General features: G+C 51.3%; 14 protein-coding genes. 7 read left to right on the top strand and 7 right to left on the bottom strand.

Annotated features, from left to right (window positions below):
- Nucleotides 1-109: 109 nt before the first annotated feature.
- Nucleotides 110-2,362, top strand: coding sequence for a flagellar hook-associated protein FlgK (gene flgK, locus ACO0LF_RS12955; protein ID WP_423014497.1), 2,253 nt, complete (start codon nucleotides 110-112; stop codon nucleotides 2,360-2,362).
- An 8-nt stretch (nucleotides 2,363-2,370) separates the two neighbouring features.
- Entirely contained in the window at nucleotides 2,371-3,597 is a 1,227-nt protein-coding gene (gene flgL / locus ACO0LF_RS12950) for a flagellar hook-associated protein FlgL (protein WP_423014495.1), read from the top strand.
- A gap of 86 nt (nucleotides 3,598-3,683) precedes the next feature.
- Here the strand turns inward: flgL and ACO0LF_RS12945 are convergent, their stop codons facing one another.
- The 6 genes from ACO0LF_RS12945 to ACO0LF_RS12920 form a co-directional block, all read right to left on the bottom strand.
- On the bottom strand, nucleotides 3,684-3,953 hold the full coding sequence (locus ACO0LF_RS12945; protein ID WP_423004126.1) for a hypothetical protein: 270 nt from the start codon (nucleotides 3,951-3,953) through the stop codon (nucleotides 3,684-3,686).
- Between the two features lie 96 nt (nucleotides 3,954-4,049).
- The gene (locus tag ACO0LF_RS12940) at nucleotides 4,050-4,586 is read right to left on the bottom strand and encodes a hypothetical protein (protein ID WP_423014493.1); all 537 of its coding nucleotides are present in this window, start codon (nucleotides 4,584-4,586) and stop codon (nucleotides 4,050-4,052) included.
- Between the two features lie 12 nt (nucleotides 4,587-4,598).
- Nucleotides 4,599-5,489 carry a DUF2182 domain-containing protein gene (locus tag ACO0LF_RS12935; protein ID WP_423014491.1) on the bottom strand — a complete coding sequence of 297 codons (891 nt, stop codon included), beginning with the start codon at nucleotides 5,487-5,489 and terminating at the stop codon, nucleotides 4,599-4,601.
- Nucleotides 5,490-5,531: 42 nt separating this feature from the next.
- Nucleotides 5,532-7,004 carry a tyrosinase family protein gene (locus ACO0LF_RS12930; protein ID WP_423014489.1) on the bottom strand — a complete coding sequence of 491 codons (1,473 nt, stop codon included), beginning with the start codon at nucleotides 7,002-7,004 and terminating at the stop codon, nucleotides 5,532-5,534.
- Nucleotides 7,005-7,322: 318 nt separating this feature from the next.
- On the bottom strand, nucleotides 7,323-9,575 hold the full coding sequence (locus ACO0LF_RS12925) for an OPT family oligopeptide transporter (protein ID WP_423014487.1): 2,253 nt from the start codon (nucleotides 9,573-9,575) through the stop codon (nucleotides 7,323-7,325).
- A gap of 171 nt (nucleotides 9,576-9,746) precedes the next feature.
- Nucleotides 9,747-11,036, bottom strand: coding sequence for an MFS transporter (locus tag ACO0LF_RS12920; RefSeq protein WP_423014485.1), 1,290 nt, complete (start codon nucleotides 11,034-11,036; stop codon nucleotides 9,747-9,749).
- 429 nt (nucleotides 11,037-11,465) lie between these two features.
- On the opposite strand from ACO0LF_RS12920, the gene ACO0LF_RS12915 reads away from it, so the two are divergent.
- Nucleotides 11,466-12,329: a DUF1653 domain-containing protein gene (locus tag ACO0LF_RS12915; RefSeq protein WP_423014483.1), complete on the top strand. Its 864-nt coding sequence runs from the start codon at nucleotides 11,466-11,468 to the stop codon at nucleotides 12,327-12,329.
- A 48-nt stretch (nucleotides 12,330-12,377) separates the two neighbouring features.
- Here the strand turns inward: ACO0LF_RS12915 and ACO0LF_RS12910 are convergent, their stop codons facing one another.
- Complete coding sequence (locus tag ACO0LF_RS12910) at nucleotides 12,378-13,895, bottom strand: peptide MFS transporter (RefSeq protein WP_423014481.1); 1,518 nt, start codon at nucleotides 13,893-13,895, stop codon at nucleotides 12,378-12,380.
- A 225-nt stretch (nucleotides 13,896-14,120) separates the two neighbouring features.
- On the opposite strand from ACO0LF_RS12910, the gene ACO0LF_RS12905 reads away from it, so the two are divergent.
- From ACO0LF_RS12905 to ribH, 4 genes are all read left to right on the top strand, one after another.
- Nucleotides 14,121-15,110 (top strand): XdhC family protein, encoded by a 990-nt coding sequence (locus tag ACO0LF_RS12905; protein WP_423014479.1) that lies wholly within the window; start codon nucleotides 14,121-14,123, stop codon nucleotides 15,108-15,110.
- A 29-nt stretch (nucleotides 15,111-15,139) separates the two neighbouring features.
- Nucleotides 15,140-16,009 (top strand): PhzF family phenazine biosynthesis protein, encoded by an 870-nt coding sequence (locus tag ACO0LF_RS12900; RefSeq protein ID WP_423014477.1) that lies wholly within the window; start codon nucleotides 15,140-15,142, stop codon nucleotides 16,007-16,009.
- A 176-nt stretch (nucleotides 16,010-16,185) separates the two neighbouring features.
- Complete coding sequence (ribBA, locus tag ACO0LF_RS12895) at nucleotides 16,186-17,304, top strand: bifunctional 3,4-dihydroxy-2-butanone-4-phosphate synthase/GTP cyclohydrolase II (protein ID WP_423014475.1); 1,119 nt, start codon at nucleotides 16,186-16,188, stop codon at nucleotides 17,302-17,304.
- A gap of 86 nt (nucleotides 17,305-17,390) precedes the next feature.
- A complete protein-coding gene (ribH, locus tag ACO0LF_RS12890; protein ID WP_110253023.1) occupies nucleotides 17,391-17,888 on the top strand; it encodes a 6,7-dimethyl-8-ribityllumazine synthase in 498 nt (165 codons plus the stop codon).
- The last annotated feature ends 67 nt before the right edge of the window (nucleotides 17,889-17,955 follow it).

Below are 17,955 nucleotides of genomic sequence, written 5' to 3'. Positions count from 1 at the left end.
TGTAAGTTGCCCCAATGAAAGTGCAATCAGATTAAAGTTTTACTGAAACGCACCGACAACATGATTGATAGCACTGGGTAGCTAACTTAGCAAAAGAGCAGGTTCAATTATGGGTTCAAATATATTTGGTATTGGGCAATCGGCGCTGAATGCAGCGCAGTTGGGTATTTCTACCACGGGCCACAATATTGCCAATGCATCAACTCCTGGTTATAACCGACAAACCATTTTGCAAGCTGCCAATGAGCCACAAAATCTTGGTGGCTCTTTCATAGGGCAAGGGGTGTCGGTTACCACGATACAGAGACAGTACAATGCTTTTTTAGGCGGGCAAGTCAATGCATCGCAATCTGCTAAAAATCAGGCAGATGTGTATTACAACCAGATCAGCCAGATCAATAATCTGGTGGCGGATCCGACATCGGGCGTGACGCCAGCCCTACAGGATTTTTTCAAAGCTTTCCAGAATTTGGCTGCCAGTCCCAATGGCACAGCCGGTGCTGCTGCGCGCCAGGCGGCATTGTCGTCGGCTCAGTCGCTGGCGGGGCGCGTCAATGGATTGCAAACCCGTCTTGATCAAATCTCTGCTGATGTGAATGGTCAGATTGGCACAGTAGTCGGCTCAATCAATAGTTATGCGACTGAGCTGGCTAATTTAAATGACGTTATTGAGAAGGCACAAGGCTCATCAAGTAGCGGTCCTAATGATTTGCTGGATCAGCGTGATCAACTGGTGACCGAGTTAAGCAAGTTGACCAAGGTCAGCGTGGTACCGCAAGGTGCCAAATACAATGTATTTATTGGTAATGGCCAGCCTTTGGTGCTGGGTAGTATTGTCAATCAATTGCAAGTCAGCCAGTCGCGGACTGACCCTACCCGTACTGAGGTTTCTTATGTGACCAATGGCGGTTCGGTGTTGTTGCCTGAAAATAGTTTTGCTGGTGGTCAGCTGGGTGGTTTGTTTGATTTCAGGGCGAATACCCTGGATGCGGCGCAAAACGGCATAGGCAGGATCGCCATAGGTTTGGCAACGCAGTTCAATGACCAGCAAAAACTGGGGCTGGACTTGAATGGTCAGGTTGGTGGTAATTTCTTTAATATTGCTGGGCCCGTCTCCACCCCAAGCTCGCTGAACGTCTCCACCGCGGCGATTAATGCCAGCATTACTGATACTACTGCTCTGACCACAAGTGATTATCGCTTGCAATTCATAGGTGGTAATTACAAGATCACCCGTTTGTCCGACGGTGTCTCACAGACAACGGCAAGCTTGCCATTGAAGTTTGACGGGATTAATTTCCAGCTGGCACCGCCACCAGCTGCGGCTGTGCCTGCTGCCGGTGATGAATTTTTAATCAGGCCAACGGCCGCTGGCGGTTCCAGTTTATCTGTTGCGATTCAAGATCCGGCAAAACTCGCAGCAGCAGGGCCTTTGACTACGTCTTTCCCGACCACCAATACAGGTAGCGGCAAGATCAGTGTAGGCGTAGCGAATTCACAAGTGTCATCTGCCAGTAATTCTGCCACGGCGACCATAGGCGCTGCCACAGCGGACGATTCCTTTCTGGGAACGACTTTGGCGGCACCAGTCAATCTGACATTTGCTTCGCCAGCTAATACCATTTCCGGCTTTCCGGCTGGTGCTACTGTTTCTGTAAAAGTGGGGGCGGTAACGACCAATTATCCACCACCTGCAACCGTACCTTATACCAGTGGTGCGACCATCAGTTTCAGTGGTATCAGTTTTGCTATTACTAATGGTGCGGCACCGCCAGCCAATGGCGATACCTTTACCTTGTCGGCTGCCTTGCCGGTGGCAGCTACCAAGCTGACTTATAACTCGGTAGCCAATACACTGACAGGTTTCCCGGCAACTGCCAATGTGACGGTGACTAATGGCAATACCTCGACAAGTTACCCGGCAGGTTCCGCAATACCTTATACCGCTGGCTCCACCATCAGCTATAACGGCATCAGCTTTTCAGTATCTGGTAGCCCTGCCAATGGCGATGTATTTAATATAGGACCGAATGCCAATGGGTCTGGTGACAATCGCAATGCGGTCATTTTGAGCAGTCTGCAAACGCAAAACACCATAGGCGGTAAAACCACGACTTTCCAGGGGGGATATGCCCAGTTCGTCAGCCTGGTTGGCAACAAGGCACATGAAGTGCAAATTACCAGCGAGTCAGAAACAAAATTATTGGCACAAAATGTCGCTGCTCAACAATCAGAGTCCGGCGTGAATCTGGATGAAGAGGCAGCAAATCTATTGCGCTACCAGCAGGCTTACCAGGCTGCAGGCAAATTGATGCAAATAGCCGGGACATTGTTGGACACCATACTGGCGATAGGTAGATAGAGGTTATTATGCGTATCAGTACTAGCACCATATATGAAACCGCTGGATCCAGGATCAGTGATCTGCAATCCAGCTTGAACAAGACCCAGCAGCAAATTGCCGCAGGACGTCGCGTGCTGACCCCCGCTGATGATCCGATTGCCTCGGCGCGGGCACTGGTGATTTCCCAATCCGATTCCCTCAATACCCAGCTGGCGACAAACCGGCAGGCAGCCAAGAACAACCTCAGTGCTTCCGAAAGTGTGCTGGGTAATGTGACTGACACGCTGCACAACATTAAAACCCTGATTGTTGAAGCGGGCAACGGTACTTATTCTGATACTGAACGTGGCTTTATCGCCCAGCAATTGCAAGGCAATCTGGATCAGTTGTTTGGTCAGGCTAATTCTACCGATGGCACAGGCAATTATCTGTTTTCTGGTTTTAATACGACAACAGCGCCCTATACCAAAAAAGCTGGTGGTGCTACTTACAATGGCGACTTGGGTCAACGATTTATCCAGGCAGATACTTCCAGGCAAATACCATTGAGCGGGCCAGGCACTGAAATTTTTGAAAATATCCGTACCTCGCCAGGACAATTCAATGTCCAGCCAAATCCCTCCAATTCTGGGAAGGCAGCGGCCGCTGCCAGTATCAATGTGGCAACTTCAGCAAATTTGACGGGTAATAACTATGAAGTCGCCTTTGATAATCTGGGTACTTCGTTTACCGTCACCAACAAGACTACAGGTACTGTGGTAGTACCGTTGACACCCTACGTGAGTGGAGCAACGATTACCTTTGACGGCATAGACTTGAGTGTCACTGATGCTGCAGTGCCCCCATCGGCTGTGCCTGCTCCTGGTGATAAATTCTCAGTGCAACCTGGCAATCAAAACATATTTGAAACAGTAACAGACATCATCAATGCCTTGAATACCCCTGCCAGTAATGGCGCTGCCAAGAAAGACCTGACGGCAGCGCTTAACCAGGGTAATAGCAATGTCGACAAGTCACTTAATAATGTCTTGACTGTACGTGCGCAACTCGGCACCAGTCTCAAGGAAATTGACGACCTCGATAGTGAGGGTGATGCCAAGGGCGTGGCCTTCAAGCAAGACTTGTCTTCATTGCTTGATCTGGATTATGCCCAGGCGATTACTCAACTCAATCAGCAGCAAGTGACTTTGCAGGCGGCCCAGCAGTCCTTTGTCAAAACATCGAGCTTGTCATTGTTTGACTATATTCGCTGATGGAATGATGGCAGGCTAGATTTTGATCGTTTGACCATATTAAAAAAGCAGCCTGGGCTGCTTTTTTGTTTGTGTAAGGAAAATGCTTATACTTTTTCCATATCTTCTGCATCCAGGGCAATCACATGGGTTTGCATGATGCCACGCTCATCATGCCATTCGCGCACGACACAGGGCTGGCCTTCTTCATCCATGGCGATGACCTTGAAAAACTGACCTATCATCGACTCTATGAGTATGCGTTCATCTTCAGGAAAGCTTTTGATAAATCGCTTGTCGAGATTGACAATGCGAACAATGTCGCCGACGGTGACGGGCTGGTTTTTGCAATCGACAACGGCTTGGGGTGCTGACATGGCGGCTTCCGGGTAAATAATATGCAGATATTGTACTTGCTCTGGCGCATTTGCAGCCACTTCATCGATATTTCAGCAGGTATTTTCATGCAGGTTTCATGTTGCTACTACTTGCAGGCTGATACGTCCTATGCTTGCGGCTGCATTGGCAGTCATTGGCTCGCGGGGTAACAAGCTGACATGCAGGGCTTGCTCACTCCAGTCACTGCGATTACGCAAGCCCTTGAGCAAGTCCGTAATATCAAGAATGATATTCATGCCTGAACCATTGTGTTCCAGTCCAGGTGTGGAACTCGATTCAAGTCCATAAAACCCCAGGGTGCCAGCAAAATGCTGGCTTTCAAGCTGAGTATCCATGTCGCCATGAGCTGGCTGCTTCAGCATGGCTTGCGCGGCAGGTGGCAAGTTCAGATAGACGTCGTAAGCTGGCGGCGTACCATGACCGGTGATGTGCTCGAAACACAGATAGGCATGACGTAATAATTGAGCGCTTTGGCTGCCGCCCAGGCCGGGCAGGGCAATTTTATTGGCTGGCAAGTTTCTGGGCTGGGATAAATCAAGTTGCACGTCAAGCAAGTCCGATCCTAGCACTAGTATTTCATTTTTTGCGGCAATAGTGCTGGGGCTGCTCATGACAGGTGTATCCTAAGTTTTGAATATGCTCAGTAACAAAAATGCCAGCGCCATGCTGGCCCAGGCATGCGCGAGTGCGCGGCTTCGGTAATTCAGGAAATAGCGTTCGTAAGCCAGCAATGATGCTACCAGCATCATGAGCAATATGCCATGTCGAGCCAGCATCAATGCCAGCATGGGTGTCCAGCAGGTACGCAAGCAAAAATTGGCAATCAATATGCCAAAGCGCAGGCTATCTACACTGGCCCCCCAGGCTTGTATGCGCATGGGTATGGTGCGACTGCAACTCAGCTGTGCAGCACGTTTCATGGGTGAATATACCCAGGCAGCGGCCAGGGCAAATCCCAGGGCGGGCAGGGCGCTGCGCCATTTTGCTTGCCAGGCTACTTGTTCAGTCAAATTGCTCAGGGCAGTGAAGGCGCTGCCAGACAGTACATAAACCAGCAATCCAGTAAGCAGCCATTGCAATATGTAAGCCAGCAAAAACCAGTGTATTGCCGTGTTACGCATGCGACTGGGCATACGTGAGGCAACATGCTGGACTTGTTCGCTCAAGAGCGGGAGCATCATCGCTGCTATCATCAAGCCCCAATTGATGCCCATATTGAAAAATTGCTCGTCAAACAGTTGCGGCGTACTACGGCATATATCAGGCATGCGGTATTGCGTCAGCATTCTGCGGATGAGAATAGCCCAGGCCAGACTACTCCATAGCCATAACCAGGTTTGCGGGTAGCGCGCCAACCAATTTTGCCAAAATCCTGGCTTGAGTAATTTGCCTGCCATTTGCGGCAGGCTTAGCTGCCTGTATGAGCGCCATTGAGGTAACAGTTGTGAGGGACGTGGCGGCGTCCATAGCGGTTTCCATGCCAGGCAAATATTGCTAAGCAATTTATTAAGCATGTCAGTACCCATCAGTTACCCTATGAACGCTGCCCTTTCGCTTTATTTCACATACAGACTGATACGCCCAATCTCTATCGTGCAGCCTGGCTCTGGAGTTTCACGTGGCTGCAAATGTACTTTCAAGTGTTGCGGGTCCCATTGGCTGTTTTCCTTGAGCGTGCTGACGATATCACTGACATCGAACACATAATGCTGGCCGCTGCCATTGTGTTGACTGTCTTTGCTGGAGGCAGCTTCTACTCCAAAGAAAGGTAGTGCACCGGCAAAGTGAGCATCATCAGGTCGATTTTCATCAGGCAAATTCAAATACACGTCATATGCCGGTGGTACGCCTTTGCCGGTGATGTTTTCAAAGTTCAAATAAACATGACTGGTATTGGCTGTCGCGGTCGCACCCACCAGGCCTGGCAGTGCTGTGTTAAAGCGATGCAGGCTACCAGTTTTACGACCTGAGCTGATCAATTGCAGGCTGGTCGTTGTGTTTGATCTATCCAGTGTCAGGCTGGTGTCCGTCGCTGCAGCCACTTCTGGTGGCATGCCATCGTCAAGATCGCCAGGCGCGGCTGCGAACAGTTTATTGGCAAACATGGTTTCGGCAGCGGCTGTAGCTGGTGGTGAAGTGGGCACACCCTGGTAGCTATAGCCATGACCAAGCACTTTGGTGGTGTCAAGGACCTCGGCAACCTTTAATGCCTTGGGCGTGCCAGTTGCATCATGAAAATCGAAAGCAAAATTGAGCCAGGCGGTATCCACAGGATTGTGACGCGAGTGACCCAGATTGAGCCACACTTGCCACAGGCGATCAATGTTTGCATGATGTAACCAGAAAATCGGATCCAGGCCTGCCGTTCTTGGGTCACCCATGGCACCGCCTATGTCCACATGCACCATATCGTGCGGGAGATGTTCCAGATCACCATGCGTCTTGCCACTATGGGAAAACCCCGTGACTGGTCCACCAAAGCCCGGCGGCACGCCTGTGGGAGCACCCTGGAATACCAGTGTTCTGAGGGCAGCTAAAGTCACGTCTTTGTGCTCGACAAAATTATGCCTGCGGCCAGGATATTGCCCGGCAGCTGGCATTTGCAGGGGATTGCTGGCGGCAGTCCCCGCAATAAAGGCGGGTGGCAATTTGGTGGCATTAGGGTTGCTGGTATCGCTGTAATTCCAGAAAGGCAGAGACCAGCCTGGCGGCCCACCCAGATCAACAATGGTCTTGGCGACTATCTGTTCAAAATAGGCCAGGTACATACGATGCCAGGGCAAAAAATACCAACTGCCATGCTGGCATTGTTTCCAGTATTCAGTTTGCTGACCAGGCGAGGGCACTGGCCCTACATGGGCCCAATACGGATTTTCCTTTTGAAAACCATGTATGCCTGCCTGATAACTCCAGCTGGTCGGGTCGGTTGCAGGGCGCGTGCGCATTTTTGCGACGGCTTTACCATACCATTCCAGGGTATTGTCACCTGCTGGAAGCTTGTAGACGTCTTTTCTCTCGCGCGTAGGCATTTCACTCTCCTGGGATATCAAACCTGCTGATCCTGCACATGCAATTCTGCGGGCTGTTGTTACACAATAACTTATACAATGTGAATGCAAAAAAGATAACTACTCGCAAGCATAGTAGTAAGTTATTTGCTAAATACAAGCTAAGTTTTATTCTTTTTGAAAGATATTGCTCATGTAGTCAAATGCCTGCCGCACGAAATGAAAAAAGGCTTGATTGTCATTAACAATCAAGCCTTACATGCTTAAATAAAACTGGAGAAGCTAACTATGGTCGAGCTGTCAGCTTATTCTCCCGTTTTAACCACGCTTATGCCAATTTCAATTTGTTTTCTTTTCCCTGCCTACCCAGTACAGCGCAATCGCGATCAGGACATAAGGGATCATGGACAGGGCATTGGCATTGACGCCTTCAAAGAAGGGGTTATTGAGCGTTGCCCAGTCGCCGATTTTCTTGTCGAAATCGGTCAGGATGCCAGCAGTAAAGGCAATCACGATACCGGCCAGTGCGCCACCCGCAATATAGCCGGACGATAGCAAGACGCCAGAGCTGCGGTCACCCGCTGCCTGTTTCTCTTCTTCAGAGAGATGCTTATTGTGCTCCAGCTTGTTATTGCGACGGTCTACCGCCCAGCGTATCATGCCGCCGACAAATAACGGGGCAGAGGATGACAAAGGCAAATACACGCCGACGGCAAAGGCCAGCGATGGTATGCCAGCCATTTCCAGTACCAGCGCTATCATCACGCCAAACAAGACCAGGGTCCATGGTAGTTGCCTGTCCAGAATACCTTTGATGATATAGGACATCAGCACGGCTTTAGGGGCATCGTATTTCTTGACTTCAGTACCATCAGGGCGCTTGTTGTAAGCACCGTTGATACCCGGGTCAACCAGATAAACGGCCTTGCCAGCATTGTCGACAAAGTATTTGCCAGCGGGGCCGCCGACATTGTCGTTCTTGTGCCAAACCTTGTAAGTGCCTTTATCTGTATCAGCTTGCGGGCCTTGCAATTGTGCAGTGTCTGTCAGTTTTGATGCATCTGTAGCCAGTGCAGGAGCAACTTGCGCAGCCGGGACATAGACTGTGCCAGAGTCATTCAACTTCAGCAGGATAGGGCCAAGGATCAACGCAGAAGACAGCGCACCAGCCAGAATTGCATACTGTTGCAAACGCGGTGTAGACCCGACGATGTAACCGGTTTTCAAATCCTGCGAGGTTGTACCGGCATTGCTGGAAGCAATACACACAATCGCCCCGACAGACAGGGCCGTTACATAGTACTGACCACCAGTCCAACCCATGATCAGGAAGATCAGGCAAGTGAACAATAGGGTCGCTACTGTCATGCCAGAAATAGGATTGGAAGAAGAACCTATCTCACCTGTCAGACGGGAAGATACCGTGGCGAACAGGAAGCCGAATACCAGGATCAGCAGCGCACCCAGGAAATTCATATGCAGCGGTGTCGCAAAAGTGATAATGGCGATAATTGCCAGGGCACCAATGACTACCCATTTCATGGGGATGTCCTGATCGGTACGCAACGGCGCAACTGCTGATGCTGCACCTTTGCCCAGGCCAGACAAACCAGCCGACAAACTACGCCAGATGGTAGGCATGGCGCGCAACAGGCTAACCAGGCCACCGGCAGCAACTGCACCAGCGCCGATATACAAAACATAGGCGCCACGCACATCATGTGCACTCATTTCACTGATCAGCTTGGTTCCGGGAGCCAGTGGCACACTCAAAGCATCACCAAAGAACTTGATCATCGGTATCAGCAAGAGATAAGACATGACACCACCAGCTGCCATCACGGAAGCAATGCGCGGGCCGATGATATAGCCTACGCCCAGCAATTCCGGAGAGACTTCAGCACCCAGCGAGCCACCTTTCAGTGGGGCACCAAATACCACTTCCGGTGTATCTTTCCAGCCTTTCAAAGCGACGTTGGCGATCTTGTACAACAAACCTATACCAAAGCCACCAAAGATAATTGCCGCACGTTTGCTGGCATCATCTGCTGCATTTGGATTATTTGTTTCACCGGCTGCTTCGCGCGAAGAGTCAGTCGCTGCGGCTTTCAAGACCTCGGCGCAGGCCGTGCCTTCGGGGTATTTCAGCTCATCATGCTTTTCCACGATCATGGTTCTGCGCATGGGGATCATCAGCAAAATACCCAGCAAGCCACCGAGGCAACCGACCAGCATGACGCGGGAAATTTCCAGGTCAAAACCCAGTATCAGGATGGCGGGCATGGTCACGCCCAGGCCAAAAGCCAGGGATTCACCAGCTGAACCAGCGGTCTGGGTAATACTGTTTTCCAGGATGGTGGCGTCTTTCGCGCCCAGCTTGTTACCCATGCGGAACAAGGTAATCGCAATTACAGCCACTGGTATTGAGGCACTGACAGTCAAACCAACCTTGAGTACCAGATACAGGGATGATGCACCGAAGACCATACCAAGTAATACACCCATGATCAGGGCTCTTGCGGTCATTTCGGGGAGTTGAGCTGAAGCAGGAATATAGGGCTTGAACCCCGGTTTGGCATCAGGCGTTGACATTTCTCTTGGCATTGGTCTACCTATTTGTTGTCAAAAAAAGCTGAATAAGAGGGGGTATCCATTTCAGCGCGGCGAATAAACAATCCCCCTCCGTCTCCTGAGGGGGATTGTTAAAAAACATAAATATCCGCGCATTATCACGCTTTTTTCAAGCTATTTGCAATGCCATACTTAAACTTGCTGCATCTCTTCCTGTTTGCTTAAGCGTGGCAAGACAGTAATGCCACGAATTACAGGGTTTTTTGCCGCCACGATTGCCAGTAGCAAAGCGGCGATGCCAGCGAAACCCAGGGCATAGCGCAAGCCCATGTGTTCGCCCAGCCAGCCACCTATGAGTGCACCGGGGCCTGCAGGTATCAGGATCAGCCAGCGCATGGTACTGGTCATGCGGCCCAGCATGGCTTCAGGCGTGACAGCCTGACGCAGCGCCAGGAAGTTAATGAAAATCAGCACACCACCTATGGAAAAACACATCAGCATGAAACCAAATGCCGCTATGCCCCAGTGATTGGTCGGTGCCAAAGCCAGCAAACCCCAACCCAGACCACAAACCGCCACGCCCAGCACCATACACGGGCCAGGCCCGATATTGCGGCTTATACGGTTGCCATACACACTGGCGATAATGGTACCTACACCCATGCCCATATAGCTGAGACCAACTGCCTGCTCAGACAAGCCTAGTTCACGCGTGGCAAACAGGATTTGCACGACCAGGGCAGCGTTATAGCAAAGCTGCCAGCCACCTACTGTCAGTGCCAGCGCAATCAGCAGCGGTTTATTGGCGACAAAAGACAGTCCTGCCTTCAAATCGCGCCAGAAGTGCGCGTCAGCACGCGGCTCCCTGACTTCATTGACATGGATGCCACGCAGGATCACAGCCGAGGTCAGCAACAGGATGGCGTCGGCCAGCAGGGCGATAGGGGCACCCAGCAGTTTGATCAAGGCACCGGCAGTGGCGGGGCCTGCCACTTCAGCCCCTGAAGTGGCCAGGGCATTTTTTGCATGTGCTTCGACCAGACGCTCGCGTGGCACGAGTTGGGTCAGGACGATTTGCGATGCCGTACCAGCCGTGGTATTGACCACGCCTATCATGAAACCCACTATATATAACCAAGTCATGTTCAGATAGCCCAACCACCAGGCCAGAGGCACACTGGCGACAGAGAGGGAAATCATGATTTCGCCAACGACGTAGACAGGTAACTTGCGTACCCTATCCAGCCATACACCAGAGGGCAGGGACAGCAGGACGAAGGGCAGGATTTCCATGAAGGTCAGCATCCCCATCTGGGTGGCACTGGCGTGCAGCAAAATCGCGGCAGTCAGCGGTAGCGCCAGCATGGTGACCTGGGCCCCAAAAGAGCTGATCAGTATCGAGGTCCACAGACGTCTATAGATAAGATCGCGTAATAAATCCCGTTCCGGGAGTGAAAATATTCCTAAAATTTTATTTTTCATGATGAGCAACACATTAATTTGCCCGTGTCCTTTTTCTTGATGAAATGAATAGTAAGACACAGGTCTGGGCGTCTATGCGCAACCAGGATGGAGCAAAAAAAGCAAAGATGGATGATAGGTAATGCTGCTTAAGACTGAGCAAACTGGAACAGCGATTCTTACCGTATCATCGGGGGCATCTGGCAGATAGCGCAGATTAGTCGAACTAGCCGAACTTAATGGGGCTGGGGCCAGGGACATGCGCAAAACTACGTCGCCAGTGCTGAAAAGCCTGGCTGCACCACGGTGTTGCTAGTGACGCTGCAGTTTGCATACCCGAGTCCTGAGGGTTGAAAGTGAATAATAATTAACGAGCGTCACAGATTTTTATTGACGCCAGATACTGATAGATTGTATTGCTCTTCATAAGTTCCCGCTAGTGAAAAAAATATGATGTTTGAAAAACCTGTAGTCATGATTGACTTTGAAACCTCCGGCATGTCACCAGACCAGGGAGGGCGCGTTACCGAAGTGGCAGCCTTGCGCATCGTCGGTGGTGAAATAGTTGACCGTTATGTCAGCCTCATCAATAGCAATGTGCGTATCCCTTACTTTATTACTGAATTGACAGGTATTACCCAGGCTATGGTGGATAAAGCACCGCCAGTATCTGAAGTATTGCCTGAGCTCGTGGAGTTTATCGGTACCGATACGCTGGCAGCGCACAACGCCAGTTTTGATGAAAAATTCTTGTTGGCCGAGAGTGACAGGCTGGGCTTGTGGCCAGCCCACGATGGCGTGATTTGTTCCGTCAAACTGGCGCGCAGAGTCTTTCCTGGCTTGAGCACTTATTCTCTGGGGCCATTGGCGGCTTCGATGGGTATACGTTTCAAAGGTGCTGCTCATAGGGCAGAAGCGGATGCAGAAGTCGCATCAGCGCTGATGTTGCATATTGCCACTGAGCTGGGGCAGCGTTATGGATATCCTGCGATAGACCCGCGTTTGCTGCAGGACATTAACAAGCTGGCCGCAGTAAAGGTGCCAGCATTTTTAAAAAAGCACAGAGCGGCTGAGATTGCGGCTGATGCTGAGCCGGTGCCCTTGATAAAGACCAGGGGTGTGCAACGCTTTCGCCACTACAAAGGCGGGATTTATGAACTGGTGTGTGAAGCGACACAAGAATCTGACCTAAGCCCCGTCATAGTCTATCGCTCGCATGATGGGTCCATCTGGACCAGACCCAGGTCCGTCTTTTTTGAAATGCTGCAGATCAATGGCGCAGAAGTCATGCGTTTTACTCCCATCCAGGAATAAAAAAAGCGGGCACATTTCTCGTGCCCGCCTTGCCTGTTGCTTTTCTTGTTATGCCGGTGTTGCCTGCTCAGTCTGCGTCAACGGATTTGCTGCTGTCGATGCCTCCTTGGCCGGCCCATCAGTAATCAGTTTGCGCAAGACAGGGATCAGGATAATGAGGACGATGCCCACGCCAACACTGCTCCAGCCCAGCAAGGAGAAGATGTAGTTAAAGGTTGGGTTGGTGGATGAGGCCAGACCTTCGGTCGCCTCAGGTATCAAGCCTGAGAATTTGCTGGCCAGGATAGAGGCTGTGCCTGTGACCAGCATCCAGGTACCCATCATCACGCCCTGATATTGGCGCGGTGCCAGTTTGCCTATCATGGCGTAACCGATAGGCGAAATGAGCAGCTCGGCAATGCTTTGCAGGATGTAGCTGATAAAAATCCATTTGAATGCCACCAGGCCATTGCTGGCAGCAGTCGCTATACCGATGGGCAGAACCAGAAAACCCAGGCCGATGAGAATAAGTGCAGCAGAGAACTGGCGTGGGATATCAATATTCCATCCCTTGGCACGCAGCTTGTCGAACAACATCGCCATCAGTGGGCCACCAAACATAATGACGAAGCTATTGATGTTTTGTATCCATTGTGGCGCAACTTCATAACCCCAGACCATGCGGTCTACATTACTGACAGCAAACAGTTGCAAGCCCATGGGAGCCATTTGATACAGTGTCCAGAATACCAGCGAGCCCAACGTCAGCAAGACATAGGCCGTCATATTATTGCGTTCGCGGGGCTCTTTATGAATGGCAGTCAGGACAATGAAAATGACAGCAATGGCAACGCTGATGATCATGACCAGGTTGCCAGTTATCTCAGCGCGGTGCAGCATGAATTCAACCAGCGGTACCAGGCCAGCCATGACCGCCAGACCGACCAGAAAACGCCAGCGGAACTGGTTTGCGGTGGCATCGAGCAGTGTCGTGTTCAAGTCGCATAACCTGCGCCAGTTGACTGCTGCCAGCACGATGGCCATGAAGTTGCCTATGGTAGCGAAGATGAACAGGCTGGCATAGTCTTCCTGCAACTGGTAATAACCGGCAGCGGTGAAACCGATGAAAAAGCCCAGGTTCATACCTGCATAATTCCATAAGAACGCGCTTTCACGGCGATTATCTTCAGGCTTGAAGCGCTGAGTCAGCATCAGATTCAGGCAGGTGACGTTCAGACCACTGCCCGTCAGGAAAAACGCCAGACCCCAGTACATAGTGGCTGAAGTGCCTGTAGAAATAGTCGCGCAACCTATCACTTGCAGAATCATGCCGCCGACAAACAGGTTGCGGTTGCTGATAAAGCGCCCCGCCAGATAACCACCAAACAAATGCAGACCATAATTGAAGGCACCAAATACGCCCATAATGGCGGTCGCATCCTTGGCGGTGAAACCAAGCTTTTTGGTGGCATACAGTACCAGGGTAGAGTACAGGACGGCGAAACCGAGGGTGGCGAAAATCTGTATGAAAAACAGTGCACCTGCGCCTTCGGGTACGGCGGCTAATCTTTGTTTGATGGTGGACAAGGGGGTCTCCAGTTTGTGGTCTGGTTGGCATTGTAATGCAAAGAAACCCAGGATTTGATGCAATTTGTATAGATAATTTCTATGGGCTGGCCGGATAGTCAAATCGTGCGAAAATGATCCATGAGCAAGTTTTCCCAGCATATCGGGGAACTTCTGGTTTAACTGAAATATCTGAAGGCTGGCGTAGCCAAGCTTGCCTGCGCAGTTTGAATTTACTGGGAAACAATGGACAGCATAGACCTCGAAGTACTGAAGACCTGCGACGCCTGGATCAAAGCAGGGCAACCCTGTGAGCTGGTCACCGTCATCAAGACCTGGGGTTCCAGCCCCAGGCCGGAAGGAGCCACGCTGGCTATTGCAGGCAATGGGCAGGTAGTGGGTTCTGTTTCTGGCGGCTGTATAGAAGACGACTTGATAGAAAGAGTGCAACGTGAAGGTATGCAGCGTCACCTGCCAGAGATTGTTACCTATGGCATTACCGCAGATGAAGCGCACCGTTTTGGCCTGCCTTGTGGCGGCACGATAGAACTGGCCATAGAGCCCTTGTCCTCACGCAGCAAGCTTGACATTTTATTGCAGGGCCTGCAAAGGCATGAATTGCTGGCAAGGCGGCTGGATTTGCGTACCGGTGAAGTGACGCTGGACAGGGCCGAGCCAGGCCAGCAATTGCAGATTAGTGATGAAGCTTTGACTACCGTACATGGCCCACGCTGGCGTTTGCTCATCATAGGAGCAGGGCAGTTATCGCGCTTTTTGGCCAGTATCGCGGTCGGTATGGATTACCAGGTCACAGTCTGTGACCCGCGTGAAGAATACCGTAGTGGTTGGCAAGTTGAGGGTGTGCAATTGATTCATGCCATGCCTGATGATCTGGTGCTGGAAATGCAACTGGATAGTCGTAGCGCCGTCGTCGCCCTGACGCATGACCCCAAACTTGACGACTTGGCGCTCATGGAAGCCTTGAAGTCAGAGGCGTTTTATGTTGGTGCCATAGGCTCCCGCATTAATAATGCCAAACGCAGGGAAAGATTGAAGGAGTTTGATCTCAATGATGAGCAACTGGCAAAACTTCACGGTCCCATAGGTTTGTATATAGGCAGCAAGACGCCTGCCGAGATAGCGATTTCCATACTGGCTGAATTGACGGCGGTAAAAAACAGCATTTTGCTACCGGCAGAAGTCAATGTCGCCCATGCCAAATCGACCCTGGTCTGATTTATTTGAAGAAAGAATAGTGAAAAACGATGACTAACTACGCATTTCGCCTCTTGAATGTGTTTGCCGAAGAAACGCTAGGGGGTAACCCGCTTTGTGTGTTTGAAAATGCCACGGGCATGTCGGATGCGCAAATGCAGGCACTGGCTCTGCAATTCAATCTGTCAGAAACAGTGTTTATTGTGCAGTCTGACTTTGCTACTGCAAAAATGCGCATTTTTACGCCGGATACAGAAATGCCCTTTGCCGGACATCCCAGCCTGGGCACGGCGCAGGTGGTTGGCAGTGTTACCAAGTCCACCGAGGTCAATCTGGAATGCAAGGCAGGTCCGGTAGATCTGCGTCTGGACAATGGCATATGGACATTGACAACGCCGCATAAAGGCGAGCCTTTGGTCAGGGCAAGTGGCTTGTCTATCGCTCAGGCGGCTTCCTTGCTGGGGCTCAATGAGAGTGACGTTCATTCACTACCTTTATGGATCAACACAGGTAGCGAACAAATGTTGCTAGCCCTGAATTCGCGTGAGGCAGTATTGCGGGCCACACCAGACGTCAGCAAGTTGCCAATCTGGCCTGCCAATAGCCTGGGGCGCAAGTCTGTCTATGTATTTGCATTTGATGATCCGGCGCCAGGTGATGAGCGCCTGTCCGTGACAGCGCGTTACTTCTTTGTCAAGCAGGCTGGTGGCTTTGCAGAAGACCCTGGCACAGGTTCTGCCTGCGCCAATCTGGGCGGCTGGTGGCAGCATCAGGGTCGTGATTTGCCAGTCAGCATGCGCATAGCCCAGGGCGCGCAAGTCAGACGGCCCTGCCAGCTTTATCTGGATGTGGCTGTAGACAAGAGCATACAGGTAGGTGGCAAAGTGATAGAAATTGCACAAGGCCAGCTGCAAATCTAGAAAAATCCTTCTGAATCAGGCTCAAATCAAGCTGGGCAGCATATAAATAGACATAAAGCACGGGAAGAGCAGGCGTAAATCCTTTAAAATAGCGACTTCATTCATTTGCACTGAAAAACCAGTGGCCTGACGATTTTGTGTTATTGCGTCTGTGGCCCGGTTCAGGATATCCCCCTATGAGCATGTCTACTACCCAGGAAATCGTTGCCGAATTGCGCGCTGGCCGCATGGTGATACTGGTTGATGAAGAAGATAGAGAAAACGAAGGCGACCTCATCATGGCTGCCGAGTTCGTTACGCCGGAAGCCATCAATTTCATGGCCAAGTTTGGTCGCGGCCTGATTTGCCTGACTTTGACAGAAGAGCGTTGCGATCAGTTGAACCTGGCCATGATGACCAGCCGTAATGGTACCTCCTTTGGCACCAACTTCACCGTGTCGATAGAAGCGGCTGAAGGCGTGACCACTGGTATCTCTGCTGCTGACCGTGCCCGCACGGTACAGGTTGCCGTGGACAAGAAATCCACTGCTGCTGACATCGTCCAGCCTGGTCATATTTTCCCGCTGAAGGCGCAAAGAGGCGGCGTCCTCATGCGTGCAGGCCATACTGAGGCTGGTTGCGACCTGGCGGAGCTGGCTGGCCTGACCCCGGCATCGGTGATTTGCGAAATCATGAAGGACGACGGCACCATGGCCCGTCTGCCTGATTTGTTTGAGTTCGCCAAAGAACACGATATGAAGATAGGGACGATTGCCGACCTGATTCATTATCGCAGCCAGACAGAGAGTATCGTTGACCGTGTGGCTGAGCGTGAAATGCACACCGTGCATGGCAGCTTCAAGGCCCTGGTATATCGCGACAAGCCTAGCGGTTCTGCCCATCTGGCACTGGTGCATGGCGATATCAGCCGTGAAAAAGAAGCACTGGTGCGTGTGCATCAACCGGTTTCCATCATGGATTTGCTGGAAAGCCAGGCCACTACGCACTCCTGGAATGTTGCATCAGCCATGGCCGCCATCAAGAAGGCGGATTCCGGCGTCATCGTCTTGCTCAACTGTGGCGAGACTGCAGAGCAGTTGTTTGACCAGTTCAAGGCACTCGATACACCAGAAACCAAGCCAGTCGGCCGTGCCGCACGCATGGACTTGCGCAATTATGGTATAGGTGCACAGATTTTGAAGGATGTAGGCGTGGGCAAGATGAAATTGCTGGCCAATCCACGTAAGATGCCATCCATGACAGGATTTAATCTCGAAGTTGTTGGGTATCTCGATAAGCCGTGCGCAGACAAATAAGGACGCAGGGCACTGCCAGCGATTTGTAGCTCAGTGCTTGCACCACCTCAATCACATCAGGCGCGAAAAGCGCAAGAAAGAATATTATGACAGTTGGACATTACGAAGCAAATCTGGATGGCGCAGGCGTACGCGTAGGTATTGTGCAGGCACGCTTTAATGACAATATCGGCAAGGGCTTGTTGGATGCCTGCCTGGCAGAATTGTCATTGCTGGGCGTACTTAATGAAGATATCCTGCACGTGACTGTGCCGGGCGCACTGGAAGTGCCGCTGGCCTTGCAAAAACTGGCAGAAACCAATCAATTCGATGCCCTGATCGCCCTGGGCGCAGTTATCCGTGGTGAAACTTACCACTTTGAGCTGGTATCCAATGAATCCGGCGCTGGCATCACCCGCGTAGGCCTGGATGCAGGCATTCCTATCGCCAATGCTATCCTGACGACAGAGAATGATGAACAGGCGGAAGTACGCATGCAGGAAAAAGGCCGTGATGCCGCCCGCGTTGCTGTAGAAATGGCCAACCTGACCCTGGCCCTGGAAGAACTGGCAGAAGCCACGGAAGATGTGCATTACGATGCCTGATCGTCTTGCTCGGGCTTTAGTTTAAATTCGCATTTAAGTTTGAGTCTGAACGATGATCACCTAGCTT

The sequence above is a fragment of the Undibacterium sp. Di27W genome, assembly GCF_049340345.1.
Taxonomy (GTDB): Bacteria; Pseudomonadota; Gammaproteobacteria; order Burkholderiales; family Burkholderiaceae_D; genus Undibacterium.
The sequence above is the reverse complement of the archived record's forward strand: the minus strand, read 5'-3'. Positions and strand labels throughout refer to the sequence as shown.